Source organism: Nocardioides sp. JQ2195 (genome assembly GCF_012272695.1).
Taxonomy (GTDB): Bacteria; Actinomycetota; Actinomycetes; order Propionibacteriales; family Nocardioidaceae; genus Nocardioides.
This window is the reverse complement of record NZ_CP050902.1, coordinates 3,982,621-4,006,683: the sequence shown is the minus strand read 5'-3', so window position 1 is coordinate 4,006,683 and position 24,063 is coordinate 3,982,621. Positions and strand designations below refer to the sequence as shown.

The following is a 24,063-nucleotide window of genomic DNA, read 5'->3' as shown; positions in this document are numbered from 1 at the left end:
AACGACGGGGTGGCCTCCGCAGTCGTCGAGCCGGACCGGTCACACTTCCGGTGGCGCGATCGTCACCACCATGACGAGACGAAGTGGAAGGGTGGAGCCATGGACGAGACCGAGGCCTTCGAGCAGGAGCGGCCGCGACTGACCAGGATCGCAGCCCAGGTGTTGGGCGACCACGCCGAGGCGGAGGACGTCGTGCAGCAGGCTTGGTTGCGGCTGCACCGCAACCAGACCGAGATCGAGAACCTCGCCGGTTGGTTGACGACCGTGACCACGCGACTGTGCCTGGACCGGTTGAAGGCGAAGACGCCCTTCCCCGTCGAGGACGAGGCGTTGGAGTCGGCGACCACGGCAGAGACGACCGACGACGTGCTGGGCGACATCGTGCTGGCGGACACCGTGGGTGTTGCCCTGCAGGTGGTGCTCGACCGGCTGTCGCCGCGAGAGCGGGTCGCCTTCGTGCTGCACGACAGCTTCGGCTTCGACTTCCCCACGGTTGCTGCGGTCCTGGAGACCACGCCCGCCGCGGCCCGCAAGCTCGCCTCCCGGGCACGAGGCCGGATCGGCCAGCCGAGCTCCGAGGATGCGCTCGCCGACTGGGAGGTCGTGGACGCCTTCATGGGTGCTGCCCGGGAGGGAGACTTCGAGCGCCTGCTGGAGCTGCTGGCCCCCGATGCGACCGTGCGCGCCGATGCCGCCGCGATCAGGGCCGGCACACCGGAGCGCATGGACGGACGCGACCAGCTGGCCGGCTTCTTCAACGGCAGCGCCCAGGCTGCGCTGCCGGTCTACGTGGGCGACCAACCGGGCTCCGCGTGGTTCCACAAGGGCCGGGCCATGGTGGTCTTCGACTTCACCGTCGTCGGCGGCCGGGTCCAGGGCATCACGTTCCGGGCCGAGCCGGAGACCCTGGAGCGCGTCGTACGCCGTGATGGCGAGGCGCGCCGCACCTGAGTACCGGGCAGCGGTCACACCCGGGCGCTGCCGATCGTCACACTGTTGAGAGCACGACCAGGACCGAAGGAGAACATGATGAAGACGATGACCTGCCGCCAGCTGGGTGGACCCTGCGACCTCGAGCACCGCGGCGAGAGCGCCGACGACGTGATCAACGCGCAGGACAAGCACCTCAAGGACGCCGAGAAGGCCGGCGACGAGGCACACCTGCCGGCCCGCAAGGAGATGAAGGGTCGTTGGCGGCACCCGAAGAAGTCGCTCGGCTGGTACAAGGACATGAAGCAGGCCTTCGCCGACCTGCCCGAGTCCTAGGGGCAGGCGCCTCGGGCAGACGCGTGGGCCGGGCCGGTTTCGGCCCGGTCCGCGGCGGGTAGTCTCCGCAGGCCCCTGCCGGCCCGTCCCCAAGGAACTCCCGATGTCCCAGCTCCGCGCACTCCTCCTCTGCACGCTCCTGGTGCTGACCGCCTCGGCGGTCACCGCCTCACCGACGTCGGCGGTGGCCGGGACCAGCGACCGCATGATCCAGGTGATCCAGCACAACACCGACGCGTTGGGCCCCGGGCCTGCCATGCAGGCCGCCGCCGACTGGGGCAACGTCGACGCGATCACGTTCCAGGAGCTGTGCAAGAAGCACATCGTGGACCTGACCAACGCGGGCTACAACGTGCACTGGAGCCAGATGCGGGACCGCGGCGCGCACGGCTGTCGCAAGGGGAACGCCATCGCCTCCACGCGCGCCTTCGGCGCGACCAAGGTCTACACCCTGCTGACCCGCGGCAAGGACGAGCAGAAGCGGATCTTCAAGCTGCTCTGCGCCGACCTGCGCGGCACCGGCGTGGCTCGCACGACCGTGTGCACGTCGCACTTCCCGCTCGACTACAACGGGAAGGCGGCTCCCACCGGCGAGCAGAACCGGATCAAGGTGGCCAACAAGATCCGGGGCATCGTCAACGCCAAGATCACCGCTGGCCGCCGGGTCGTGCTGACCGGCGACTTCAACGACAACCCGAAATCGCGCCCGCTGGACCGCTTCTACAAGGCCAACGGCGACGGCCGGTTCTGGGAGGGTGACCAGCGGTGCGGGAAGACCCGGGTCTGCCGTGACATGGCGGTGACCACCGACAACCAGCGCAAGCTCGACTACTTCTTCGCCAGCTCGCCGGGGGTCTCGAAGCTGAAGGGCATGTCGAAGCTGGCCGTGCCGGCCTACGACCCCAAGGGCCACTACGTGATCCGTGGGTGGGTGAAGTTCGCCCGCCTCGGCTGAGGTCGGACCCCGGGGCTGGTCGGCGGCGCTGCCGTCAGGGTTGCTGCGGTCGCGACCGGTCGGGTTCGTCGGACGCTGGCTCCGGCGCGGTCGGCGTCAGCTCGACCTGCGTGATCCGGTGCCCGTCGATGCCGGTGACGCGCAGCGTGGCGTCGGAGACCTCGACCTGGTCGCCGACCTCCGCGACACGACCCAGCTGGGCCAGCAGGTAGCCGGCCACGGTCTCGTAGCCGCCGTCCGGCAGCACCAGACCGGTGTGCTCGGCCAGCTCCTCGATGGTCAGGGAACCGGAGACGAGTGCGGTGTCCTCCAGGCTGCCGGTCGGCTCGGGCAGGGCATCGCCCTCGTCGTCGTACTCGTCCCGGATGTCTCCGACGATCTCCTCGACGAGGTCCTCCAGGGTGACGATGCCGTCGGTGCCGCCGAACTCGTCGATCACGATCGCCAGGTGGCTCCCGGCCTCACGCAGCGGCACGATGGTGGGGAGCAACCGGTTGCTGCCGGGCAGGTGGACGACCTCACGCTGCACGTCGGCGACCGTGCGGGCACCGGGGGGCCGCACGCCCAGGAGGTCGCGCACGTGGACGAAGCCGGTGACGTCGTCGAAGTTGGCCCCGGTCACCGGGTAGCGCGAGTAGGGCTGGTCGGCGACGAACCCGGCGACGTCGTCGAGCGGCATCGACCCGTCGACGAAGGCCACGTCGGCACGAGGCCGCATGACTTCCTTGAGGTTGTTGTTGCCGGCGGCGAAGACATCGGTGAGGATCTGTCGCTCCTCCGGCCCCAACCCCTCGTTGCCCGCGACGATCTCGCGGAGCTCCTCGCGCGTCACCTGGTCGCTGGCGGCGTCCGGGTCGCCGCCGAGGAGCCGCACCAGCGCATTCGTGGAGACCGACAGCAGCCAGATGACCGGGCGCATCATCGTCGCGAACCGGTCGAGCACCGGCCCGGTCGCCATGGCCACCCCGGCGCCACGCTGGAGGGCGATGCGCTTGGGCACCAGCTCCCCGAGCACCAGCGACAGGTAGGCGATCAGCAACGTCATGACCACGAGGGCGACGGTGTCGGCCGCGTCGTCACCCAGGCCCAGGTCGGTGAGGTACGGCGCCACGTCGGGTGCCAGCGTCGACCCGCCGTACGCCGCGGAGAAGAAGCCCGCGACGGTGACCCCGATCTGCACCGCCGACAGGAACCGGTTGGGGTCGCGGGCGATGGAGGCCACGCGCTGCCCCCGGCTGCCGCGTTGCTCGAGCTGGTTGACCTGCGTCTCCCGCAACGACACCAGGGCCATCTCGGTGGCTGCGAACACGCCGCCGACCAGCACGAAGAGCACGACCAGGGCCAGGTTGAAGAAGGTCTGGGCGTCGATCACGACCGATCACCCCGCTCCACCCCGGGAACTGCTCGGCGGCGATGTCGGCTCTCGTCCATGCAGAGAGCCTAGTGGGACGCTCAGACCGCGGCCGCCACGAGGCTGGCGACCATCACCAGCGGCAGCGACACGACGGCACCGAGCGAGGTGGCCATGGTCAGGGTCTTCAGCGTGCCCTTCGTGGACAGGTCCAGCAGCTTGCTGAACATCCAGAAGAAGTTGCTGTTGACGTGCAGCGCGAACATCGCGCCGGAGGCGATGGCCAGGGCGATCACGACCGGGTCGACGCCGAGTGACCCCACGATCGGGCCGATGATCCCGGCGGCGGTGATGGCGCCGACCGAGACCGAGCCGATGGCGAAGTGCAGCACCGCGGCGATCACCCAGGCGAGCAGGATGCTGACGATGACGGCGGCGTTCTCACTGGCGGTGAACAGCTTCTCGAGGGACCTGTCCATGCCGCTCGCCGAGATGACCGCACCGAGGCTCCCGCCGACGCCGGTCACCAGCAGGATCTCGCCGGTGGTGTGGAATCCCGCGGACAGGACCGAGCCCGCGCCGTCGGCGCCGACCGAGGCCCGGACCATGAGGAAGGCGATGAGCAGGCCGAGGAACAGCGCGATGTTGGCGTCCCCGAGGAAGGTGAGCACCGGGTGGGTGAACCCGGCCACGCCGGTGATGGCGGTGGTCGCGATCAGGACCAGCGGCACGAGGATCGGGAGCAACCTGACGACCAGCGGGAGCTGGTTCGCGCTCTCGGCGATCGGTGCGTCCGTGCCCTCGTCGTGCACCTCCCCGTCCTCCATCCGGGCGTCCTCGTCGACGTCGGTCTCCGCGTTCCACCAGCCCATGGTGAGCAGCAGCCGGAAGAGGTACGTCGTGACCACGGCCGTGACCAGGCCGATCGGTGCGCCGTAGAGGAGGTAGGTGCCGAGCGGCACGTCCATGAGCCCGGCCACCGCGACGGCGGCGAGGCCGGGGACCACGAAGACGTAGCCGGCGAAGATGCCGATGCCCATCGCGCCGGCCAGCCAGGGCAGCCCGTGGCGCCTGTCGACGGCCGGGGCGGCCTCCTTGGCCATCGGGGCGGCGAGGACCACCTGCACGTCGACATAGATCGAGGGGAAGATCGTCGCGAGGGCGGCGGTCATCGCGTAGGGCAGCTTCCGCCCGACGCGTCGCGCGAGGATGTCGACGAGGTCGCGGAACGTGCCCATCGCGTGCAGCAGTGCCCCGATCAGGACGCCGAAGCCGATCAGCAGGCCGACCTCGGCCATGATCTCGCCGAAGCCGCCGGTGATCTCCGCGACGGTGCCCTCGGCGCCGAGCCCGGTCGCCAGGCCGAGGTAGATGCAGGCGATCACCAACGAGATCACCGGGTCGACCTTGAATCTGATGATGAGGAGGATCGCGCCGAGGATCGCGATCGCTGAGTGCAGGATCTCCATGAGTGCTCCAGTTCGAGAGGTGTGGCAGGGGTCACGTCCCTGTCGCACGCTCCCGCGTCAGGGGCGCCGCGTGAAGGTTCTGTTCATTGAGTTCTCACCGCTCAGCGGGTGACGTCGCACTGCTCCTGCCACGACCGGGTCAAGAGCTGCTGTTTCGGGCGCGGGGGAACGAGGGGGACGAGCACGTCCTCGGCCACGCCGGTGATCCGCAGCCGCGCGGCGAACTGGAAGCCCATCGAGGTCTCCCACACGTGGGCGTCACAACGGTTGGGGCGGAACCGGACGTCGACCAGCCGGGTGTCGCCGACCGCGAGGTCCAGCGGCAGCCGGTCAGTCTCGGGAACGAAGATCACGGATCCCTCGACGGCGACCAGCCGGGCCGCCGTCCCGGAGGAGACCGGCCCGACGTGCAACGGCGCGTGGAGGACGAGGTCCTCACCCGCGCCGGTGGCCCGCCAGCGTGCGCCCCACACGAGCGGGAGCTCCTCGACGGCAGTCTTGGCTGCACACTCCTGCTGATGGATGGAGGCGAGGGTGTCGCTTCCGGCCGGCTCCTCCACGACGACCCGGTCGCCGTGCACCCGGAACTCGACCGAGACGTCGGCGGGGGACAGGTCGTGGTCGCACACCGGGTCGCCCAGGGGGACACGCAGGTCGAGCGTTGCGTGCGGGGACACCGTGGCGTCGTACTCCCTCGGACCGGTGCCGCTGAATGCCCCTGAGACCACCTCCACTCCCTGCACCCGGACGGGCTGGTCCCCGGCCTCGATCTTCACCACCAGGACCCGGTTGACCCGGTCGTGGGTGTACTGCATGAGGGTGGTGGTGGCGTTCTCGACCGGCTCCGCCCCGCTCGGAGAGGGCGGGGCGTCGGGGCTGCACCCGACGAGGGCCGAGGTGACCAGGGCGAGGGCGGCCACGGCAACCGGGACGTTTCGCGCGAGCGGCGAGCAGGTGGCCACGACGGCCTACATCTCGGCGCTGAGCAGGCCGATGAACTCGTCGGCCATCTCGAGCTGGCGTTGCAGCGTGGCGCGACGTTCGGCGGCTTCCCGGGCGATCGTCCCCAGCCGGTCCCGGGCCTGCTCCAGCGACTCTCCGGAGCCGTCGTGCAGGTGGTCGAGGTCGACCATCACGGACCGCATCTGCTCGAGGGTGAAGCCGAGGGGCTTCATCCGGCGGATGACCAGGATCCGCTCGACGTCTGCCTCGGTGTAGAGACGGAACCCGCCCTCACTGCGCCCGGAGGGTCGCAGCAGTCCGACCTCGTCCCAGTGGCGCAACGAGCGCAGGGAGAGCTCGGTCCTCGTCGCCACCTCGCCGATGTGCATCGTGCCGGCAGACCGCCCGGCGGGCTCGTTGGTGCTGCTCACAGTGGTCACTCTCGCTCCCGGGATGATGGCCACTCAACCCTTACGCAAGGGTAGGGTTTGCTCGGACTTCCGCTGGCGCTGCCTGCCAGCGCGCACGCACGGTGCGCACCGCCCGTTCTGCTGCCCACCGAGAGCCTGCCATGCCCCTTGCCACACCGACCGCCGCAACACCTGCACTCGAGCCCACGGTCCGCAACGCCTTCCGCTCACCACGGCTGCTGCGCACCGAGGTGCTGGGCGGACTGGTCGTGGCGCTGGCGCTGATCCCGGAAGCGATCTCGTTCTCCATCATCGCCGGCGTCGATCCGCGGGTGGGCCTCTTCGCCGCCTTCACGATGGCCGTGTCGATCTCCTTCCTGGGCGGGCGACCGGCGATGATCTCTGCCGCCACCGGAGCGGTGGCGCTGGTGATCGCACCGGTGATGCGCGACCACGGCATGGACCACCTCATCGCCACGGTCCTGCTGGCCGGTGTGCTGCAGGTCGCCCTCGGACTGGCCGGTGTGGCCAAGCTGATGCGGTTCATCCCCCGGCAGGTGATGGTCGGCTTCGTCAACGCGCTGGCGATCCTCATCTTCCTGGCCCAGGTGCCGCACATGGTGGACGTGCCCTGGCCCGTCTACGCGATGATCGCCGCCGGGATCGCGATGATCGTCGGCTTCCCCCGGATCAACAAGGTCATCCCGGCACCACTGGTCGCGATCGTCGCGCTGACCGGCTTCACCATCCTGGCCGCCGTCAACGTGCCGAACGTCGGTGACGAGGGGGAGCTGCCCGACAGCCTGCCGTCACTCTTCCTCCCCGATGTCCCGTTGACGCTGGAGACGCTCAGGATCCTCGCGCCCTATGCGTTGGCGATAGCCCTGGTCGGCCTGCTGGAGTCGCTGCTGACCGCCAAGCTGGTCGACGACATCACCGACACGCACTCCAACAAGACCCGGGAGGCCTGGGGCCAGGGGGCCGCCAACGTGATCACCGGGTTCTTCGGCGGCATGGGCGGCTGCGCGATGATCGGCCAGACCATGATCAACGTGAAGGCCTCCGGTGCGCGCACCCGCATCTCGACCTTCCTGGCCGGCGTGTTCCTGCTGATCCTCGTGGTCGGCTTCGGTGACGTCGTCGCGCTGATCCCGATGGCCGCGCTGGTCGCCGTGATGATCATGGTCTCGGTCGGCACCTTCGACTGGCACTCGATCCGGCCGCGCACGCTGCGGCGGATGCCGAAGTCCGAGACCACCGTGATGATCGCGACCGTCGTCCTCACCGTCGCGACCCACAACCTGGCCATCGGCGTCGTCGTGGGTGTCCTCGTGGCGATGACGCTCTTCGCCCGTCGCGTCGCTCACCTCACCGAGACCCATCGTGAGCTGGTCGAGGACGAGGACGGGCCGACCGCGGTCTACCGGGTCACCGGGGAGCTGTTCTTCGCCTCCAGCAACGACCTCTACACCCAGTTCGCGTACGCCGACGACCCCGACCGGGTGGTCATCGACCTGTCGGCCTCGCACGTCTGGGACGCCTCGACGGTGGCGGCCCTCGACGCCATCACCACCAAGTACGAACGCAGGGGCACGTCCGTCGAGATCACCGGGCTCAACGCCGCGAGCGCGCAGCGCCACGGCCGGTTGAGCGGGGAACTGCCCTCGCACTGACCGGAGGAGCCGGCGGTCCGGCATCTGCCCCGAGCAGTTCTGCTCCGGGCAGCACACCCTTCTGCGCTCGAGCCTGCCGCGGCACGCTCGAGCCATGACCGAAGAACACCGACCCCCGGCCCTGGGCAGGCGCACCTCGGAGGACCTGCTCCGCCAGCGCATCCTGCTCCTCGACTCCCCTCTGGACGACGAGATCGGCGCGCTGCTGTGTGCCCAGCTCGTGCTCCTGTCGACCGACGACCCGAGCACCGACATCAGCCTCTGGATCAACTCACCGGGGGGATCGGTGACCGCGATGCTGGCGATCGCCGACACCATGCGCCTGGTGCCCAACGACGTCTCCACGGTGGTGCTGGGCATGGCCTACTCCGCCGGACAGTTCCTGCTGTGCTGCGGAGCCGACGGCAAGAGGTATGCGCTCCCGCACGCCAAGGTGCTGCTGCACCAGGGCTCGGCCGGGATCGGTGGCAACGCCGTCGACATCGAGCTGCAGGCCGACGACCTGCGCCACATGCGCGACACGGTGCTCGGGATCGTCGCCGACCGCACCGGGAAGACACCCGAGCGGGTCTTCGAGGACTCCCTGCGGGACCACATGTTCAGCGCCGAGGAGGCCCTCGACTACGGCTTCGTGGACCACCTCGTCACCGACCTCGACCAGATCCGTCCACTCCCACGTCGTACGACGGGACTGCGGCAGGAGGCGACCCGATGAGCAGCTACACGATCCCCAACGTGGTCAGCCGCACGCCGCGTGGCGAGAAGGTGATGGATGTCTACAGCCGGCTCCTCGAGGAGCGGATCGTCTACCTTGGCACGGAGATCGACGACGGCGTCGCGAACGCTCTCATCGCGCAGATCCTGCACCTCGAGTCCGAGAGCCCGGACGTCCCGATCAACCTCTACATCAACTCGCCCGGCGGATCGATCACCGCGACCTTCGCGCTCTACGACACGATCCGGTTCTGCCGGGCGCCCGTGGCGACCACCTGTGTGGGGCAGGCCTTCTCGAGCACGGCGCTGCTGCTCGCCGCGGGCGAGCCGGGGCAACGCTCGGTGCTGCCGCACGCACGGGTGATGCTGCACCAGCCGTCGGGCCAGGGACGCGGGACGATCCCCGACCTGATCCTGGCCGCCGACGAGATCCTGCGCGTGCGCGAGGAGATGGAGCAGGCGCTGAGCCTGCACACCGGCCAGGACGTCGCGGCGCTGCGCCGCGACACCGATCGAGACCGGATCTTCCGTGCTGACGAGGCGGTCGCCTACGGCTTGGCGGACGCGGTGATCAGCAGCCGATGACGCGTTCTGGTCGCCGTCAGGCGGCGAGTGCGAGGGGGGGCTGCGGCACGGCGTGCAGCCTGCGGGCGGCGGCACCGGCCAGGTCGCGCAAGGTCAGGTCGAGGGCACCGGCCACCGCCGAGAGCACCTCCGAGGACGGGTCCTTGCGGCCGCGCTCGATCTCGGAGAGGTATTGCGTGGAGATGCCGGCTCGGCCGGCCGTCTCGCTCAACTTCTCCCCGCGCTGGTGGCGGCGCTCGCGGAGCAGGTCACCGGTCACCTCGCGCCACAGCGGCTCCGGCTCGACGGGCATGGTCTCGGGAGCGGACGGCACTGGCAGCGGCAGCAGGTGACCCATGCCTCGAGGTTAGCCACCTGACTGCCCGAACGGTCGAGCGTTCTGCTGTCAGCGGAACCGGGCAGGTGCGGCAGGCGCGGCAACCTCGGGTCGGGGGCGGGCCCAGGCTGCCGCCGGCACGACCCCGGAGTGGGAGGCTGTGACCCATGGGCATCTCGGTCGCAGCGCTGCGTCGCTATCCGGTCAAGTCGATGGGTGGCGAGGCGCTCGAGACTGCCGTGCTGGACGCGCGCGGCCTCAAGGGCGACCGCTGGTTCGCCGTCGAGGACGACGACGGCCACTTCGCCTCGGGCAAGAACACCCGCCGCTTCCGCCGGCGTGACCAGGTCTTCTCCTACGCCGCGACGACGGCCCCATCCGGTGAGGTCGTGGTGGCGGGCCCGGGTGGTGAGTGGCAGGTCGGGGACGCGGGTCTCGACGAGGAGCTGAGCACGGCGATGGGTGTGCGTGTCCGGATCGCCCCGGAGGGGGAGGTGCCGCACCAGGACTCAGGAGCGGTGTCCCTGGTGGGCACGGCGACGCTCGCGTGGTGTGCTGAGCGCTGGGGCATCAGTGTCGATCCGCGAAGACTGAGGGTGAACCTCCTCCTGGACACCGACGAGCCGTTCGTCGAGGAGCAGTGGGTCGGGCGGGACATCGCGCTCGGTGACGTGCTGCTGCGAGGGGTGCAACGGCTTCCCCGGTGCCGGATGGTCGACCTCGACCAGGACGGCGCCCGCGCCGAAGGTCGACTGCTCAAGCCGTTGACGCGGGAGCGTGACATGCTCCTGGCCGTCTGTGCCGACGTGGTGAGGACCGGTGTGATCCGGGTCGGCGACGCGGCCAGCACCTCCCCGTAGGCCTCGTGCGGGGGTCTCAGGCCAGCTCGGCGCGCTTCGCTTCCAGGTGGGCACGCTCGGCGCGGTTCTGCGTCGCGGCGAGCGCTTCGTCGTACGCCGCCCTCGCCTCGGCCCTGCGACCGAGCCGACGGAGCAGCTCCGCACGGGTCGCGTGCCAGGCGTGGTAGCCGGTGAGCGGAAGTCGATCCACCAGGGCCAGGGCCACCTCGGGGCCGTCCAGCTCCGCGATCGCCACCGCGCGGTTGAGTGCGACGATCGGTGAGTCGTCGAGCCGGGTCAGCTGGTCGTAGAGCGCGACCACCTGGGCCCAGTCGACGTCCGCGGCGCTCGGGGCGTCGGTGTGGACGGCGTTGATCGCGGCGAGGATCTGGTAGCGACCGGGTTGGTTGATCGCGAGGCACTCCCGGACCAGTGTGTGCCCCTCGGCGATCAGGTCCCGGTCCCACCCCGCCCGGTCCTGCTCGGGAAGGGGGACGAGCTGCCCGTTCCTGACCCGTGACTCACGCCTGGCGTCGGTCAGCAGCAGCAGTCCGAGCAGCCCGGCCACCTCGGGCTGGTCGGGGAGCAGCCCGCGCAGGATCCGGACCAGTCGGATCGCCTCGCCGGTGAGCTCGACGCGAACGGGGTCACCGTCGCCGCTGGCGAGGTAGCCCTCGTTGAAGACGAGGAACAGCACCGTCAGCACCCCGCTGAGTCGCTCCGGGAGGTCGTCGCCCTCGGGCACCCGGTAGGGGACGTTGGCTGCGGAGATCTTCTTCTTGGCGCGGGTGATGCGTTGGCCCATCGTGGTCTCGGGCACGAGGAAGGCCCGGGCGATCTCGGGGACGGTGAGCCCACCGAGGAGCCGCAGGGTCAGCGCGATCCGGGCCTCCGGCGCCAGTGCCGGGTGGCAGCAGGTGAAGAGGAGGCGCAGCCGGTCGTCCTCGACCGGTCCGGTGGGATCCGGAGGCGTGTCGTCGTGGTTCATCAGTGCCGCCCGGTGCTTCGTGTCGCGCAGCTTCTCGCGGCGGATCCGGTCGATGGCGCGGTTGCCGGCCGTGGTGGTGAGCCACCCTCCCGGGTTGGGAGGTACGCCGGAGGCCGGCCACTTCTCCAGCGCGGCGACCAGGGCCTCGCTCGCCGCCTCCTCGGCGATGTCGATGTCACCGAAACGGCGGACGAGCGAGGCGATCAGACGGCCGTACTCCTCGCGGAAGACCCGCTCGACCGCCGTCCCGGTCTGCATCGTTCGATGGTCCGACCGGGTCAGGCCAGGCCGTCGAACGGACGGACCTCGACCTTGCCCCGGCAGGCCTTGGACGCCGCGGCCGCGAGCTCGAGCGCCACGTCGAGGTCGGGTGCGTCGATCACCCAGAAGCCGCCGATGAGCTCCTTCGTCTCCAGGTAGGGGCCGTCGGTCATCACCGGCTTCTCGCCCTGGCCGTCGACGACGGTGGCCGTCGACGCGGGCTGGAGCCCGCCGGCGAAGACCCAGTAGCCATCGGCCTTCAGCTGGTCGTTGTAGGCGCTGGTGGCCTCGAACGCCTCCTCCATCGCCTCCTTCGAGCCGTAGTTGCCGTAGTCCTCCATCTCGGCCGGACCGTGCACGGACATCAAGTAGTGCGTCATCCTGCGTCTCCTCTGTCGGCGGCAGCCCTGATGACTGCCTTCAGCTCCACCACGAACGGCACCCCGTCAATACGACAACCTGCCACACGTGATCGGGAAGAGATCTCGAGAATTCCTTCCGGCCGGTGTCGAATCGGTCCTCGTCCGTTCGTGGAGAGGGCATGAGCGGGTCGCACCGGCGACCTGCCGAACACATGGGAGTTCCGACATGTCCACCACGCAGATCCCCAGCACCCACGCCACCGGTCCCGTCGCCGGTCCCGTCACCGGTCCCGTCGACCGCCCGGGGCGTCGTACGGTCTGGAAGCACGGAGTCGCCGCGGCCGTCGTCGCGTCGGTCGCCACCACCGTCCTGGCGGCGATCGCGTCGTCCGCCGGCGTCTCGTTCGCCGCCGAGGCCGGCGGTGAGAGCATCCCGCTCGCCGGCTTCGCCCAGCTCACGCTGGTCTTCTCGCTCGTCGGCGTCGCGATGGCCGCCGTGCTGGCCCGCAAGGCACGCCGGCCGCGCACCACGTTCGTGCGGACCGCCGTCGCCCTGACCGTGCTCTCCTTCGTCCCGGACCTCACCTTCGGGTTCGACGCCGGCTCGGCGGCCACACTGATCGCGCTGCACGTCGTCGCCGCGACGATCGTGGTCCCGACCCTGGCGCGTCGGCTGCGGTGAGACCCGGGGCCGGTCAGACCGGGCGCGGAAGCCAGAGCACGAACGTGCTGGTGGCAGCCGCGTGGTCGATGGAGAGGTGGCCCCCGGCGAGCTCGGCCAGCTCCGAGGCGACGGCGAGACCGACGCCGTGACCCTCTGCGTCGTCCCTCGTGGTCACGCCGCGTCGGAACACGTCGAAGGTCAGCTGGGAGTCACCCTCGTCGGCGACCCGGACCTCCAGGTGGGTGCCGACATCGCGGGTCGCGACGGTGATCCGGCCGGATCCGTGGGTGAAGGCGTTGTCGATGAGGACGTCGAGCACCTGGCTCACCGGGCCGGGGGCGACGCGGGCCGGGACCACGTCGGCACCCACCGAGAAGGGCCCCCGGGCACTCTCGCCCAGGATGGTGCGCCACCGCTCGCTGGTCTCGTTGACCAGCGCGGCCAGGTCCACGTCGATCTGGTGCCCGAGCTGCTGGCCGCGGGCCAGGCCGAGCAGGTCGTCGATGGACGTGCTGAGTCGATCGAGCTCGGCCAGGCCCAGCTCGAGCTCCTCGCGGAGGGTCGGTGAGGTGTCGGGCCACAGCGTCAGGTCCTCGAGCTGGAGCCGCAGCGCGGTGATCGGGGTGCGCAGCTGGTGCGACGCGTTCGCGGCGAACTCACGCTCGCGGCGCACGAGCTGGTCGAGCCGAGCCGCGGTCTGGCGCAGCGACGTGGCGATGGCGTCGGCCTCCGGCACGGCGTAGCGGGGGACCTCCGCGTCGAACCGGCCGTAGCCGAGCATCCGTGCGCTGCCCGCCAGCTCGCGGAACGGCCGGGACAACCGGCGGGCCATCACGAAGCCGACCACCGCGGCGAGGGCGGCCAGGGCGAGCCCGAGGAGCACCAGGGGAAGGATTGCTCGCCAGATCTCGTCCTGCACGCGGGAGGCGGAGGCGGTCAACGTGAGCCGGGAGCCGTCGGCCAGGTCACGGGTCACCGTGACGGACTGGTCGGAGTCGGTCTCGGGACGCCCGACCACCACGGGATCACCGTCGGCCGGTGTGTAGGTGACGGAGTCCGCGGACGAGAGCGCGCTGCGCAGCAACGCGGCGTCGACCTCACCCCCAGCAGCGGCGCGCTCGCGGATCGACACCGACACGAGCGTGGCCGCGTCGTCGAGCTGGGACTGCGTGTTGTCGCGCACCAGGTCGGCCAGGAAATAGGCACGGGGTACGCCGTACAGGCTGATCACGGCAATCGTCAGGCCGACGAGCGTGGCGATCAGGCGTTCACGCATGGTGAGAGGTGTCCTCCAGTCGGAATCCGACGCCGCGCACCGTGGTGAGCTCGACCGGGGCGTGCTGGTCCTTGAGCTTCTGGCGCAGCCTGCCGATGGTCGCGTCGAGGGTCTTGGTGGAGCCGAACCAGTTCTCGTCCCAGACGTCGGCCATCAACGTCTCCCGGCTGATCACCGCACCGCGTCGCTCGTCGAGGCGCACCAGCACGTCGAACTCCTTGGCGGTCAGCGGCAGCTCGTCGGCATCGACCCAGGCCCGGCGGGCGGCGGAGTCCACGCGCAAGCCGGTGGCCGTCGTGATCGCTGGGGCCGGTTGGGCTCCGGGGACGCCGGGATCGCCGGCACGCACGCTCCGGCGGAGGAGGGCACGGACCCGAGCCATCAGCTCGGACAGGCTGAACGGCTTGGCGAGGTAGTCGTCGGCGCCGACGTCGAGTCCGACCACCCGGTCGAGCTCACCGGCGCGGGCGGTCAGGATCATGATGCCGCCGTCGAACCCGTCCTCCCGGAGCCGCCGGCACACCTCGAGGCCGTCGAGATCGGGGAGCCCGAGGTCGAGCAGGACCAGGGACACCCCACCCGAGGAGACCCGGGCCAGGGCGTCGCCGCCGGTCGCGACCCGGGTCACGTCGTAGCCCTCGCGTTCGATGGCCCGAAGCAGTGGCGCGGCGATGGCGTCGTCGTCCTCGACGATCAGGATGGACACGGGCATTCACAGAGCATAGGGGGGCCTCGGGTCCGTATCGAGCGTCCTCGCCCGGGTTCGGGCGTCGATCGTCAGCAGCAGCAGGATCGTCGCCGAGACGACCAAGGCGACGACGGCCTGGCGGTCCACGGGGTGCCGGTCGTGACCGGGCAGCCCGAAGAGGAGCGCCAGCAGCATCAACCCGAACTGGGCGCAGGCCATGATGACGGTGCCCATCCGTGCCTCGAAGCTGTTGGTCCGCGCCGACGCCGTGGCGGCGATCAGCGTGAGCAGGCCGAGGAACGCGGCCAGGCCACGGATGCTGCCCTCGTCCGCGCGTACGCCCGCCCAGAAGAGCTGGAGGGTGGCCAGGACGATGGTGGCGATCACCGCCGCCCGCGAGAGTCGGGTGTGCTTCGACATCAGAACTCCCGGTCCGCGGTGCCGGTCTCGCTCGCCGGCGCCACTGAGCACGCGATGCCGTCCGGCGTCCGGGCCGACGCGGAGGGGGACCACACCATCGTGGACGGCAGGCTCACGGTGCGCAGCGAGTTGCTCTTGCCGGACGCCATCGCACCGAGGCGCAAGGTGATGGTCGTGCGCTCGACGCCGTCGACCGTCGAGGTGCTCGCGGTGAGCGTGGCGGCGAAGGTGACCGTCTTGTTCGAGGCGACGTAGTCCTCCTTCAGGTTGACGCTTCCCAGGTTGAGGGTGGTGCCGCCCCCGACCTGGATGTCGAGGGTGTCGCCCTTGCTGCCGGCGCCGACGCCGGAGACGTTGCCGTCACGGAACCGGGCGACGACGCCGAGTGCGGAGCCGGTCCAGCCCGAGTGGACCGTGCCGAGGGCGACGACTCGGCTGTAGGTGAAGGTCATCGTGTCGCCGTTGCTGATCCGGCCCGCGGTGCCGGTGCCGTTCGTGGACTGCACGTCGACGCCGCGCAGCGGTGCGTTGTCGACACGACGTCCGGTGACGGTGGCGGAGACGGTCTGCTTCCCCGTGCCGTCGGTCAGGACGGCCCGGAGGTCGTAGGGGCCGTCGGCCACCACGGTGGTGTTCCAGACGCAGGTGTAGGGCGCGGTGGACACGGAGCAGACGTCGCTCCACGTGGTCGATCCGCTCGGGGCGCGCTGGATGCGCACCGAGGTGACGCCGGCGCTCGAGCTGGCGCTGGCCCTCAGCGTGGCCGACCCGGTCAGGAACGCGCCCGGGTCCTCCATCGAGACCGAGGAGACCGTGTTGTCGACCGTTCGGGGGGTCACCACGGCGGAGGTGCTGGTGTTGCCGGCGACGTCGGTGGCCACCGCACGGAAGCTGGTGGCGCCGTCGAGCAGCGTCGTGGTGTCGAAGCGGCACGAGTACGGCGCCGAGGTGATCGTGCAGGCGTTCCGGAAGCTGCCGGACCCGGTCGCGGACTGGATCACCACCTGGGCGACACCGGACTCGTTCGCCCCGTCGGTCGCGGTGGCGGCCAGGGTGATCGTCCCGCTCAGCGGCGATCCGGGATCGGTCATCGTCACAGTGGGGGCGGTGTTGTCGACGAGGACCTCCTCGATGATCGTCGAGGTGTAGGCGGTCGGGGTCGAGACCGCTCTGGCGCGCAGGTCGTAGAGCCCGTTGGCCAGAGCGGTGGTGTTCCACTGGCACGTGGCGGGGTTGACCAGCAGGCCATTGCAGAACGAGGTCCACTTGCCGGTGCCCGTGGCGGCGTACTCGAACGTCGTGGACAGGGACAGCCCGAGCAGCGCGTTGTAGACGGTGGCCGTGAGGGGCACGGTGCCGTGCACGACAGGACCCGGGTTGGCCAGCACGACCAGCACGTTGTTGGCCACGACGGTCCGGGCCGGGTCCGTGGTGGCGCGGAGCCCCGCCCTGTCGACGGCAACGGCGCGGACGTCGTACGGTCCGTCGGCCACAGCCGTGGTGTTCCAGGAGCAGGAGTACGGCGCAGAGGTATCGGTGCACACCGCCGTCCAGCCGTCGGCGGCGGCCGGCTGGACCTGGATCTCGACCGACGCGACGCCGCTGCGGTCGTCGGAGGCGGTGGCGGTCAGGGTGGTGGTTCCACTGAGCGAGGAAGCCGGAGCGGTGAGCGTCACCGTCGGCGGGGCCCAGTCCTGGGCCGCCTGCACCGTCGAGGTGTTGGAGCTGCTGGCGACGTAGGCCGCCGAGGAGAACGACGAGCCACCGGCCGCGATGCCGAGGGCCAGGGCGACGAGCACGACGAGCGTAGGCAGGGTGCTGCTGGTGCGGCCCATGGCTCCTCCTCGGCTGGTCGTTCGGTTGGTGAAGACGCTACGGATCCGTGGGCCACAGGAGATCGACACGATCTCCACGCGTTCTCCACAAATCTGGCGGGAGCGGACGTTCTCGCCCGCGGGCGCACAACATTCCCCGGGACCCTCCCGGCCCGGGGAATGCGCGCCTCCCTCAACTGCCCGCAGCTGCGACCGTCGCCCCCGGACGACGATCACGCGCGGGACGTCCACGCCGGGGCCGGATCGCCCCGATCAGCTGGAAGATGGCCGTCAGGCCCACCAGGCCGGCCGGCACTCCGATCAGCAACCTGCGGTTGTCCCGGTCGGCCAGCGCGATGAAGACATGGCCGACGTGGGGAACGCTGAAGGCGACCACGGCCTGGTCGATGTCCGTGAGCGTGAAGCGCCACGGGTCCGGGTCGGGGTTCGCGTCTCCCCGGGTGCGCAGGACCCGGCGCCCGAGCTCGTCGTGCCCGATGCGGATGATCCGGTGCGTGACCAGGGTGTCCACACCACTGCTCGGGGGCGGCAGGTAGGTGATCACGTCACCGACCCGGAGGTCCTCGGCGGGCACCACCTTCGAGAAGACCACCGAACCGCGCTCGAAGGTGCCCGACATCGACCCCCCGGTGATGACGTAGCGCTGGTAGCCGAGCAGCGAGGGGAGCGTGTAGGCCGCCGCTCCGAGCAGGGTCGCGACCAGCAGCAGGTTGACCGACAGGGAGCCCAGGCGCCTGAGCAGCGCCACTGCCCCGGTGGCGCGCGGCCGTGCGCGTGTCACTGGTCGAAGGTCTCGCCGTCCAGCTGCACCGAGTCCCACTGGTAGGCGGCGGAGGCGGTCTTGCCCTGGTCGTCGTTGTTGGTGGACTGGGCGAGCTTCACGGTGAAGCGGTACGTCGTCGCAGCCTCGGGCTGCATGGTGCCGAGGTCGGTCTTGGCGCCGTCGACGAGGCCGCCGAAGGTGCCCGAGTAGACGTCGAGGCCGGTGGCGGTGTTGGTGATGGTCAGCGACAGGTTCTCGCCGGTGAAGCCGTTGGTCGAGGAGGTCTCGGTGAGGCTGAACGCGGCCGGCAGCGTGCCGGTGTTGGTCAGCGTCAGGGTGCCGTTGACGGTGTCACCGGGCTTCATGTTCGGCAGGGTGAAGATCGCTGCCTTGTCCTTGGAGTTCGTGTGGCTCAGCTTGCCGGTGGTGACCGAGCTGATCGAGTTGTGCGTCGACGAGGTGAAGGTCGCACCGGAGCCGACCACGATGGCGCCGGCGGCGGCCAGGGTGGCGAGCGGGACGAGGATCTTCTTGGAGTTCTTCATGTGTCTGCTCCTGTGCAGCGAGTCGTTGTCCTGAGGTTGAGCAGAACGCTATGGAGACCCGGACCACGGGAGCTCGACACCTTTTCCACACGTGCGCCACATTTCGCCACTGCTGTTCGTCGGGACCACACGCGGCCTACCCGGAATTGGGGAAGACCGGCCGCAGGGCCGCCCCGGGCCGAAGTCGCAGCTAGCGTCGGACCCGCTCCTGGAGGGTGCTTCGATGGCGAAACCGGCAATCCTGGCGGTCGACGACGACGTCGCGGTCTCGCGCGCCATCACCCGCGACCTGCGTTCGCGCTACGGCGGCGACTACAGCATCATCCGGGCGACCTCGGGCGCCGAGGCCCTGGCCACGATGGCCGAGCTCGCGCTGCGCGACCGGTCCGTGGCGCTGGTCGCCTCCGACCAGCGGATGCCGCAGATGACCGGCATCGAGCTGCTCGAGCAGGTGCGGCTCCGGACCCCCGACACCAAGCTGCTGCTGCTCACGGCGTACGCCGACACGGACGTCGCGATCAAGGCCATCAACGACATCGGGCTCGACTACTACCTGCTCAAGCCGTGGGACCCGCCCGCGGACCGTCTCTACCCGGTGATCGACGACCTGCTGGACGACTGGAGCGAGGACCACCCCGACGACACGGCCACGGTGCGGGTGGTCGGCCACCGCTGGTCCGACCGCAGCCAGGAGCTCAAGACGTTCCTGGCCCGCAACCACGTGCCCTACCGGTGGTTGGACGTGGAACGCGACGAGGAGGCACAGCGGCTGCTGCAGCTGGCCGACGGCGGGCCGGAGGACCTGCCGTTGGTGCTCGTGCCGGACCGGGAGGCGCTGCGCACGCCGACCACCCTCGCGGTGGCGGAGGCGCTCGGCCTGCGCACCCGCGCCGAGCAGCCGCTCTACGACCTGTGCATCGTCGGGGGCGGGCCGGCCGGCCTGGCCGCCGCGGTCTACGCCGCCTCCGAGGGCCTCCGCACGGTCGTGGTCGAGCGTGACGCGCCGGGGGGACAGGCCGGCCAGAGTGCCTCGATCGAGAACTACCTGGGCTTCCCCAAGGGCCTGACCGGTGCCGACCTCACCCACCGGGCCGTCGCGCAGGCAGCCAGGTTCGGAGCCGAGATGGTGCTGGCCCGCGACGTCCTCGGGTTCGAGAGCCGCGGCCCGGTGCACGCCGTGCGCTTCGACTCGGGAGAGATCGAGGCGCGGGCGCTGCTGGTCGCGACCGGGGTCTCCTACCGGCGGCTCGACGCCGAGGGGCTCGACGCACTCGGCCTGCAGGGCGCGCGCTACGGCGCCACCGCGAGCGAGGCCGACGAGTGCCGTGGGGAGGAGGTGTACGTCGTGGGGGCGGCCAACTCGGCCGGTCAGGCGGCGCTGAACCTGGCCCGTTTCGCCAAGCGGGTGGTGCTCGTGGTGCGTGGCGAGTCCCTGACGCAGACGATGTCGCAGTACCTCGTCGGCCGGGTCCTCGCCACGGAGAACATCGAGGTGCTGGTGCGCACCGAGGTGGTGGCGGCCCGTGGCGACGGGCACCTGGAGGCGATCACCCTGGCCGACCGGGCCAACGGGACCACTGCGGAGGTGGCGACGTCGTGGTTGTTCGTCTTCATCGGGGCGATGCCACGCACCTCGTGGCTGGGTGACGCGGTGGCCCGCGACGACAAGGGGTTCGTGCTCACCGGTCCGGAGCTGGTCGGCGCGGACCACGCGGCCGGGTGGCCGTTGGCGCGGCCGCCGTACGCCCTCGAGACCAGCGTGCCGGGAGTGTTCGCCGCGGGCGACGTGAGGCTGGACTCGATGAAACGGGTGGCGTCCGCGGTCGGTGAGGGCGCGATGTCGGTCCATCTCGTGCACCGCTACCTGGCGACGATCTGAGGGAGGGGCCGTGACCTATGCGGACGTGCGGGCGCTGGCCCTCTTCGACGGGTTGGCCGACGAGCAGGTGCACCAGCTCCTGGAGGTGGGCGACGAGCTCGACTTCGTCGTCGGTCAGGAGCTGTTCAGTGAGGCGCAGCCGGCGGACGACTGGTGGCTCCTGCTCGACGGATCCTTGGTGCTGACCCGGCACGTCGGGCACGAGGAGACCGTGATGGGGAGGATGGCCACCCCGGGGCAGTGGGCCGGCGGCTTCCAGGCCTGGGACCCCCACGGCATCTACACCGCCACCGGGCGCGGGGACTCTGCCGGGCGCCTGCTGAGGGTTCCGTCCGCCCGGCTCCGTGAGCTGGCCGACGCCTGGTTCCCGTTCGGCGTCCACATGATCAGCGGCCTGATGAACACGGTGCGCAGCATCGAGGCGCGCTCACGCGAGCGTGAGGCACTGGTCGCGCTCGGCACCCTGGCCGCGGGCCTGGCCCACGAGATCAACAACCCGGCCTCTGCCGCCACCCGGGCCGTGGACGCCCTCGCCGAGACCTGCGACGCGTTGCTGTCGTCGCTGACCGCACTGGCGAAGGGGTCGATCACCGCCGAGCAGTTCGTGCACCTCGACGACCTGCGCCGACAGATCGAGCCGCCGGCCGCGGCCATCGCTCCGCTGGAGCTGGCGGACCGGGAGGACGAGCTGTCCGACTGGCTGGTGGCGCACGGGGTCGCGCGGGAGTGGGAGGTGGCCTCGCACCTGGCCGCAGCGGGTGTGGACACCGCGTGGTGCGAGCGGGCGCTCGCCGTGCTCGGCGAGGCTCCGCTGGCCGCTGGTCTCGAGTGGATCGCCAGCTCGCTCTCGACCGCGGCGCTGCTCGCGGAGGTCAAGGAGTCGACCCGTCGCATCTCCGAGCTGGTCGCGGCGGTGCGGACCTATTCACAGCTCGACCGTGCCTCCGTGCAGCGGGTGGACCTCACCGACGGCCTCGACAGCACGTTGGTGATGCTCGGTCACAAGCTCAGCGAGGTCACGGTGGTGCGCGACTACGGCGCCGACGTGCCCGAGGTCGAGGCCACCGCCGGCGAGCTCAACCAGGTGTGGACGAACCTGATCGACAACGCCGTGGACGCGATGGCCGGCGTCGGGACGCTGCAGGTCTCCACCCGGGCGGTGGGCGACTCCGTGGTGGTCGAGATCGCCGACAGCGGCGCCGGGATGCCCGAGGAGGTGCGGGCCCACGCCTTCGAGCCGTTCTTCACCACCAAGGACGTCGGCCAGGGCACCGGCCTGGGGCTCGACCTCTCCCGTCGGATCGTGGTCGAGCGACACGGTGGCGAGATAACGGTCGAGTCCGAGCCCGGGCACACGGTGTTCCGCGTGGTGCTGCCGGTGCACCCGCCCACGACCTGACGCGCCCGGCGTACGGGCCCTCGGCCAGGAAGTCTCGGCTAGGACTGCGCCGGCACGGCGGCGAGCGCGCCGACACGTGCGAGCGTGTCGGGGCGCACGCGGTAGTAGACCCAGGTGCCGCGGCGTTCGGCATCGACCAGGCCGGACTGCTTGAGGGACTTGAGGTGGTGGGAGATCGTGGGTCCGGACAGGTCGAACGCGCCGGTCAGGTCGCACACGCAGGCCTCACCGCCCTCGTGGGAGGCGATCAAGGAGAAGAGCCTCAGACGCACCGGGTCACCCAGCGCCTTGAAGAGCGGGGCGAACTCGACGGCCTCGGCCTCGCCCAGTGGTGCGCTCACCAGCGGGCTGCAACACATCTCTTGTTTCGACATGCATCTATCTTGACAAACTTCGAAACAATGGGCAAGAGTGGTCATCTGGTTAGATGAACTTCAAAGCAAGGAGCTGTGATGTCACGAGTACAACTGGCCCTCCGCGTGGCTGACCTCGAGGGGTCCATCGCGTTCTACTCGGCACTCTTCGGCGTCGAGCCGGCCAAGCGCCGTCCCGGCTACGCCAACTTCGCGATCGCGGAGCCGCCGCTCAAGCTGGTGCTCCTCGAGGGTGAGGCCGGCAAGGACACGGTGATGGACCACCTCGGGGTCGAGGTCTCGTCGACGACCGAGGTCACCGACGCCCGCGACCGCTTCGTGGAAGCCGGCCTGGCGACGTTCGAGGAGAACGACACGGAGTGCTGCTACGCCCTGCAGGACAAGGTCTGGGTGCACGGTCCCGGTGCCGAGCCGTGGGAGGTGTACGTCGTCAAGGGTGACGCCGGCGCGATCGGCTCGTCGGCCGCTGCCCCTGCCCCCGAAGCCGGGGCGTGCTGCGGTCCCAAGTCCGCATGACCCCATCGCGGTCCACCGGCACCGAAGCTGCCCCCGCGCCGGTCGAGGAAGCCGTCGTCCAACGGATGTCGACCCTCGACCGGCTCCTGCCGGTCTGGATCCTGGCGGCGATGGCTGCCGGCCTGGCCCTCGGCGCGCTGGTCCCGGGCCTCGACTCCGCGCTGGCCTCGGTCGAGGTCGCGGGGGTGAGCCTGCCGATCGCCGTCGGCCTGTTGCTGATGATGTATCCGGTGCTGGCGAAGGTCCGCTACGCCGAGATGGGCCGGGTCACCGCCGACCGGCGGCTGATGGTCGCCTCGTTGGTGCTGAACTGGGTCGTCGGTCCGGCCTTCATGTTCACCCTGGCCTGGCTGCTGCTGCCCGACCTGCCGGCGTACCGGACCGGCCTGATCATCGTCGGCCTGGCGCGCTGCATCGCCATGGTCTTCATCTGGAACGACCTCGCCTGCGGTGACCGCGAGGCCGCGGCCGTGCTGGTGGCGGTCAACTCGGTCTTCCAGATCCTCGCCTTCGCCGCGCTCGGCTGGTTCTATCTCCAGACGTTGCCCGGCTGGCTCGGCCTGGCCACCACGAGCGCTGACTTCTCGGTGGTCGCGATCGTGCTGAGCGTGGCCGTGTTCCTCGGCGTACCCCTGCTCGCCGGCTTCCTCACCCGCCTGATCGCGGAGCGCCGCCGAGGTCGCGACTGGTACGAAGGCACCTTCCTGCCCCGGATCGGGCCGTTCGCCCTCTACGGACTCCTGTTCACGATCGTGATGCTGTTCGCGCTGCAGGGTGACGCGATCACCGGTGCGCCGCTCGACGTGGCCCGCATCGCGCTGCCGCTGCTGGCCTACTTCTTCGGGATGTTCGCGGTGTCCTGGTTCCTCGGGTCGCGACTGGGGCTGGGCTACCCGAAGACCGCCACGCTGGCCTTCACCGCGGCCGGCAACAACTTCGAGCTGGCCATTGCCGTCGCGATCGCCACGTTCGGTGCCACCTCGGGCCAGGCACTGGCCGGGGTCGTCGGGCCGCTCATCGAGGTGCCGGTGCTGGTCGCTCTGGTGTACGTCGCCCTGCGCCTGCGCCCTGCCTCCTCCGAACGAAAGGTCGCCTCGTGACCGCTCCGGAAGTGCTCTTCGTCTGTGTCCACAATGCTGGCCGGTCACAGATGGCGGGCGCCCTGCTCTCTCACCACGGTGGTGATCGTGTGCGGGTTCGCTCGGCCGGATCCGAGCCGGCAGACCGCCTGAATCCTGCAGTGCTCGAAGCGATGAACGAGCTCGGGATCGACCTGTCCGCGGAGGTGCCGAAGCTCTTGAGTGACGATGCCGTGCGTGCGGCCGACGTGGTGATCACGATGGGCTGCGGGGACGCCTGCCCGATCTACCCGGGCAAGCGCTACCTCGACTGGTCGCTGGACGATCCCGCTGGACGACCCCTTGATGAAGTGCGGGTAATCCGAGATGACATCGAACGACGAGTCCTGGACCTGATCGACGAGCTGTCCTCCACAGCCTGACCAGGGTCTGTGATCGAGCAGGGCCCTACGATCGCTGGTCGAGTGCCGGCGAGGAACGAGTCGGTGTATCGA

27 protein-coding genes are annotated in these 24,063 nt (G+C 70.3%); 13 read left to right on the top strand and 14 right to left on the bottom strand.

The genetic code is table 11. The annotated features are described in order from the left end of the window. The first annotated feature begins 99 nt into the window (after positions 1–99). From ncot_RS19070 to ncot_RS19060, 3 genes are all read left to right on the top strand, one after another. Positions 100–951: a sigma-70 family RNA polymerase sigma factor gene (locus ncot_RS19070; RefSeq protein WP_168619024.1), complete on the top strand. Its 852-nt coding sequence runs from the start codon at positions 100–102 to the stop codon at positions 949–951. A gap of 78 nt (positions 952–1,029) precedes the next feature. After that, positions 1,030–1,266, top strand: a complete 237-nt coding sequence (locus ncot_RS19065) for a hypothetical protein (RefSeq protein WP_168619471.1) — start codon at positions 1,030–1,032, stop codon at positions 1,264–1,266. 103 nt (positions 1,267–1,369) lie between these two features. After that, positions 1,370–2,221, top strand: coding sequence for an endonuclease/exonuclease/phosphatase family protein (locus ncot_RS19060; protein WP_168619023.1), 852 nt, complete (start codon positions 1,370–1,372; stop codon positions 2,219–2,221). 34 nt (positions 2,222–2,255) lie between these two features. On the opposite strand, the gene ncot_RS19055 is transcribed toward ncot_RS19060, so the two are convergent. The 4 genes from ncot_RS19055 to ncot_RS19040 all read right to left on the bottom strand — a co-directional run bounded on the left by ncot_RS19055 (position 2,256) and on the right by ncot_RS19040 (position 6,414). Continuing rightward, positions 2,256–3,593 carry a hemolysin family protein gene (locus ncot_RS19055; RefSeq protein ID WP_240937981.1) on the bottom strand — a complete coding sequence of 446 codons (1,338 nt, stop codon included), beginning with the start codon at positions 3,591–3,593 and terminating at the stop codon, positions 2,256–2,258. A gap of 80 nt (positions 3,594–3,673) precedes the next feature. After that, complete coding sequence (locus tag ncot_RS19050) at positions 3,674–5,041, bottom strand: SLC13 family permease (RefSeq protein ID WP_168619022.1); 1,368 nt, start codon at positions 5,039–5,041, stop codon at positions 3,674–3,676. A gap of 101 nt (positions 5,042–5,142) precedes the next feature. Beyond that, the gene (locus tag ncot_RS19045) at positions 5,143–6,003 is read right to left on the bottom strand and encodes a hypothetical protein (protein ID WP_168619021.1); all 861 of its coding nucleotides are present in this window, start codon (positions 6,001–6,003) and stop codon (positions 5,143–5,145) included. A gap of 6 nt (positions 6,004–6,009) precedes the next feature. Then, positions 6,010–6,414 carry a MerR family transcriptional regulator gene (locus ncot_RS19040; RefSeq protein WP_206065050.1) on the bottom strand — a complete coding sequence of 135 codons (405 nt, stop codon included), beginning with the start codon at positions 6,412–6,414 and terminating at the stop codon, positions 6,010–6,012. Between the two features lie 140 nt (positions 6,415–6,554). Between ncot_RS19040 and ncot_RS19035 the strand changes: the two genes are divergently transcribed. From ncot_RS19035 to ncot_RS19025, 3 genes are all read left to right on the top strand, one after another. After that, positions 6,555–8,066, top strand: coding sequence for a SulP family inorganic anion transporter (locus ncot_RS19035; protein WP_168619020.1), 1,512 nt, complete (start codon positions 6,555–6,557; stop codon positions 8,064–8,066). 94 nt (positions 8,067–8,160) lie between these two features. Further along, complete coding sequence (locus ncot_RS19030; protein ID WP_168619019.1) at positions 8,161–8,781, top strand: ATP-dependent Clp protease proteolytic subunit; 621 nt, start codon at positions 8,161–8,163, stop codon at positions 8,779–8,781. Beyond that, entirely contained in the window at positions 8,778–9,365 is a 588-nt protein-coding gene (locus ncot_RS19025; protein WP_168619018.1) for an ATP-dependent Clp protease proteolytic subunit, read from the top strand. The genes ncot_RS19030 and ncot_RS19025 overlap by 4 nt, the downstream gene beginning before the upstream one ends. A gap of 16 nt (positions 9,366–9,381) precedes the next feature. Here ncot_RS19025 and ncot_RS19020 read toward each other — a convergent pair whose 3' ends face one another. After that, a complete protein-coding gene (locus ncot_RS19020) occupies positions 9,382–9,702 on the bottom strand; it encodes a helix-turn-helix transcriptional regulator (protein ID WP_168619017.1) in 321 nt (106 codons plus the stop codon). Positions 9,703–9,848: 146 nt separating this feature from the next. On the opposite strand from ncot_RS19020, the gene ncot_RS19015 reads away from it, so the two are divergent. Then, positions 9,849–10,541, top strand: a complete 693-nt coding sequence (locus ncot_RS19015) for an MOSC N-terminal beta barrel domain-containing protein (protein WP_168619016.1) — start codon at positions 9,849–9,851, stop codon at positions 10,539–10,541. Between the two features lie 16 nt (positions 10,542–10,557). Here ncot_RS19015 and ncot_RS19010 read toward each other — a convergent pair whose 3' ends face one another. Next, on the bottom strand, positions 10,558–11,766 hold the full coding sequence (locus ncot_RS19010) for a sigma-70 family RNA polymerase sigma factor (RefSeq protein WP_168619015.1): 1,209 nt from the start codon (positions 11,764–11,766) through the stop codon (positions 10,558–10,560). A 20-nt stretch (positions 11,767–11,786) separates the two neighbouring features. Continuing rightward, positions 11,787–12,149 carry a YciI family protein gene (locus ncot_RS19005; protein ID WP_168619014.1) on the bottom strand — a complete coding sequence of 121 codons (363 nt, stop codon included), beginning with the start codon at positions 12,147–12,149 and terminating at the stop codon, positions 11,787–11,789. Between the two features lie 208 nt (positions 12,150–12,357). Here ncot_RS19005 and ncot_RS19000 point away from each other — a divergent pair, with 208 nt between their 5' ends. Then, positions 12,358–12,813, top strand: a complete 456-nt coding sequence (locus ncot_RS19000) for a DUF6069 family protein (RefSeq protein ID WP_206065049.1) — start codon at positions 12,358–12,360, stop codon at positions 12,811–12,813. 13 nt (positions 12,814–12,826) lie between these two features. Here the strand turns inward: ncot_RS19000 and ncot_RS18995 are convergent, their stop codons facing one another. The 6 genes from ncot_RS18995 to ncot_RS18970 all read right to left on the bottom strand — a co-directional run bounded on the left by ncot_RS18995 (position 12,827) and on the right by ncot_RS18970 (position 18,322). Then, complete coding sequence (locus ncot_RS18995; RefSeq protein WP_168619013.1) at positions 12,827–14,071, bottom strand: histidine kinase dimerization/phospho-acceptor domain-containing protein; 1,245 nt, start codon at positions 14,069–14,071, stop codon at positions 12,827–12,829. Then, entirely contained in the window at positions 14,064–14,783 is a 720-nt protein-coding gene (locus ncot_RS18990) for a response regulator transcription factor (protein ID WP_168619012.1), read from the bottom strand. The genes ncot_RS18995 and ncot_RS18990 overlap by 8 nt, the downstream gene beginning before the upstream one ends. Then, positions 14,784–15,179, bottom strand: a complete 396-nt coding sequence (locus ncot_RS18985) for a hypothetical protein (protein ID WP_168619011.1) — start codon at positions 15,177–15,179, stop codon at positions 14,784–14,786. After that, positions 15,179–17,014: an Ig-like domain-containing protein gene (locus ncot_RS18980; RefSeq protein ID WP_168619010.1), complete on the bottom strand. Its 1,836-nt coding sequence runs from the start codon at positions 17,012–17,014 to the stop codon at positions 15,179–15,181. The genes ncot_RS18985 and ncot_RS18980 overlap by 1 nt, the downstream gene beginning before the upstream one ends. Positions 17,015–17,186: 172 nt before the next feature. Further along, complete coding sequence (locus tag ncot_RS18975; RefSeq protein WP_206065048.1) at positions 17,187–17,795, bottom strand: signal peptidase I; 609 nt, start codon at positions 17,793–17,795, stop codon at positions 17,187–17,189. After that, entirely contained in the window at positions 17,792–18,322 is a 531-nt protein-coding gene (locus ncot_RS18970) for a TasA family protein (RefSeq protein WP_168619009.1), read from the bottom strand. The genes ncot_RS18975 and ncot_RS18970 overlap by 4 nt, the downstream gene beginning before the upstream one ends. Positions 18,323–18,545: 223 nt before the next feature. Here ncot_RS18970 and ncot_RS18965 point away from each other — a divergent pair, with 223 nt between their 5' ends. After that, on the top strand, positions 18,546–20,201 hold the full coding sequence (locus ncot_RS18965) for an FAD-dependent oxidoreductase (RefSeq protein ID WP_168619008.1): 1,656 nt from the start codon (positions 18,546–18,548) through the stop codon (positions 20,199–20,201). A 10-nt stretch (positions 20,202–20,211) separates the two neighbouring features. Next, positions 20,212–21,600 (top strand): ATP-binding protein, encoded by a 1,389-nt coding sequence (locus ncot_RS18960; protein ID WP_168619007.1) that lies wholly within the window; start codon positions 20,212–20,214, stop codon positions 21,598–21,600. Between the two features lie 38 nt (positions 21,601–21,638). On the opposite strand, the gene ncot_RS18955 is transcribed toward ncot_RS18960, so the two are convergent. Next, complete coding sequence (locus ncot_RS18955) at positions 21,639–21,974, bottom strand: metalloregulator ArsR/SmtB family transcription factor (protein ID WP_168619006.1); 336 nt, start codon at positions 21,972–21,974, stop codon at positions 21,639–21,641. A gap of 78 nt (positions 21,975–22,052) precedes the next feature. Here ncot_RS18955 and ncot_RS18950 point away from each other — a divergent pair, with 78 nt between their 5' ends. From ncot_RS18950 to ncot_RS18940, 3 genes are read left to right on the top strand one after another with little or no spacing between them, the layout of a single operon-like run. Next, positions 22,053–22,490, top strand: coding sequence for an ArsI/CadI family heavy metal resistance metalloenzyme (locus ncot_RS18950; RefSeq protein ID WP_168619005.1), 438 nt, complete (start codon positions 22,053–22,055; stop codon positions 22,488–22,490). Then, positions 22,487–23,590 carry an ACR3 family arsenite efflux transporter gene (arsB, locus tag ncot_RS18945; RefSeq protein WP_168619004.1) on the top strand — a complete coding sequence of 368 codons (1,104 nt, stop codon included), beginning with the start codon at positions 22,487–22,489 and terminating at the stop codon, positions 23,588–23,590. The genes ncot_RS18950 and arsB overlap by 4 nt, the downstream gene beginning before the upstream one ends. Then, complete coding sequence (locus tag ncot_RS18940) at positions 23,587–23,991, top strand: arsenate reductase ArsC (protein WP_168619003.1); 405 nt, start codon at positions 23,587–23,589, stop codon at positions 23,989–23,991. The genes arsB and ncot_RS18940 overlap by 4 nt, the downstream gene beginning before the upstream one ends. Positions 23,992–24,063: the final 72 nt, after the last annotated feature.

What these genes read in the sequence shown, in the direction of transcription:
- ncot_RS19065 (WP_168619471.1), top strand. Translation starts at nt 1,030, where the DNA reads ATGAAGACGATGACCTGCCGCCAGCTGGGTGGACCCTGCGACCTCGAG.
- ncot_RS18970 (WP_168619009.1), bottom strand. Translation starts at nt 18,322, where the DNA reads ATGAAGAACTCCAAGAAGATCCTCGTCCCGCTCGCCACCCTGGCCGCC.
- ncot_RS19020 (WP_168619017.1), bottom strand. Translation starts at nt 9,702, where the DNA reads ATGGGTCACCTGCTGCCGCTGCCAGTGCCGTCCGCTCCCGAGACCATG.
- ncot_RS18995 (WP_168619013.1), bottom strand. Translation starts at nt 14,071, where the DNA reads ATGCGTGAACGCCTGATCGCCACGCTCGTCGGCCTGACGATTGCCGTG.
- ncot_RS19015 (WP_168619016.1), top strand. Translation starts at nt 9,849, where the DNA reads ATGGGCATCTCGGTCGCAGCGCTGCGTCGCTATCCGGTCAAGTCGATG.
- ncot_RS19005 (WP_168619014.1), bottom strand. Translation starts at nt 12,149, where the DNA reads ATGACGCACTACTTGATGTCCGTGCACGGTCCGGCCGAGATGGAGGAC.
- ncot_RS19060 (WP_168619023.1), top strand. Translation starts at nt 1,370, where the DNA reads ATGTCCCAGCTCCGCGCACTCCTCCTCTGCACGCTCCTGGTGCTGACC.
- ncot_RS18965 (WP_168619008.1), top strand. Translation starts at nt 18,546, where the DNA reads ATGGCGAAACCGGCAATCCTGGCGGTCGACGACGACGTCGCGGTCTCG.
- ncot_RS19000 (WP_206065049.1), top strand. Translation starts at nt 12,358, where the DNA reads ATGTCCACCACGCAGATCCCCAGCACCCACGCCACCGGTCCCGTCGCC.
- ncot_RS19050 (WP_168619022.1), bottom strand. Translation starts at nt 5,041, where the DNA reads ATGGAGATCCTGCACTCAGCGATCGCGATCCTCGGCGCGATCCTCCTC.
- ncot_RS18985 (WP_168619011.1), bottom strand. Translation starts at nt 15,179, where the DNA reads ATGTCGAAGCACACCCGACTCTCGCGGGCGGCGGTGATCGCCACCATC.
- ncot_RS19070 (WP_168619024.1), top strand. Translation starts at nt 100, where the DNA reads ATGGACGAGACCGAGGCCTTCGAGCAGGAGCGGCCGCGACTGACCAGG.
- ncot_RS18990 (WP_168619012.1), bottom strand. Translation starts at nt 14,783, where the DNA reads ATGCCCGTGTCCATCCTGATCGTCGAGGACGACGACGCCATCGCCGCG.
- ncot_RS19030 (WP_168619019.1), top strand. Translation starts at nt 8,161, where the DNA reads ATGACCGAAGAACACCGACCCCCGGCCCTGGGCAGGCGCACCTCGGAG.
- arsB (WP_168619004.1), top strand. Translation starts at nt 22,487, where the DNA reads ATGACCCCATCGCGGTCCACCGGCACCGAAGCTGCCCCCGCGCCGGTC.
- ncot_RS18980 (WP_168619010.1), bottom strand. Translation starts at nt 17,014, where the DNA reads ATGGGCCGCACCAGCAGCACCCTGCCTACGCTCGTCGTGCTCGTCGCC.
- ncot_RS19025 (WP_168619018.1), top strand. Translation starts at nt 8,778, where the DNA reads ATGAGCAGCTACACGATCCCCAACGTGGTCAGCCGCACGCCGCGTGGC.
- ncot_RS19010 (WP_168619015.1), bottom strand. Translation starts at nt 11,766, where the DNA reads ATGCAGACCGGGACGGCGGTCGAGCGGGTCTTCCGCGAGGAGTACGGC.
- ncot_RS19035 (WP_168619020.1), top strand. Translation starts at nt 6,555, where the DNA reads ATGCCCCTTGCCACACCGACCGCCGCAACACCTGCACTCGAGCCCACG.
- ncot_RS18950 (WP_168619005.1), top strand. Translation starts at nt 22,053, where the DNA reads ATGTCACGAGTACAACTGGCCCTCCGCGTGGCTGACCTCGAGGGGTCC.
- ncot_RS18955 (WP_168619006.1), bottom strand. Translation starts at nt 21,974, where the DNA reads ATGTCGAAACAAGAGATGTGTTGCAGCCCGCTGGTGAGCGCACCACTG.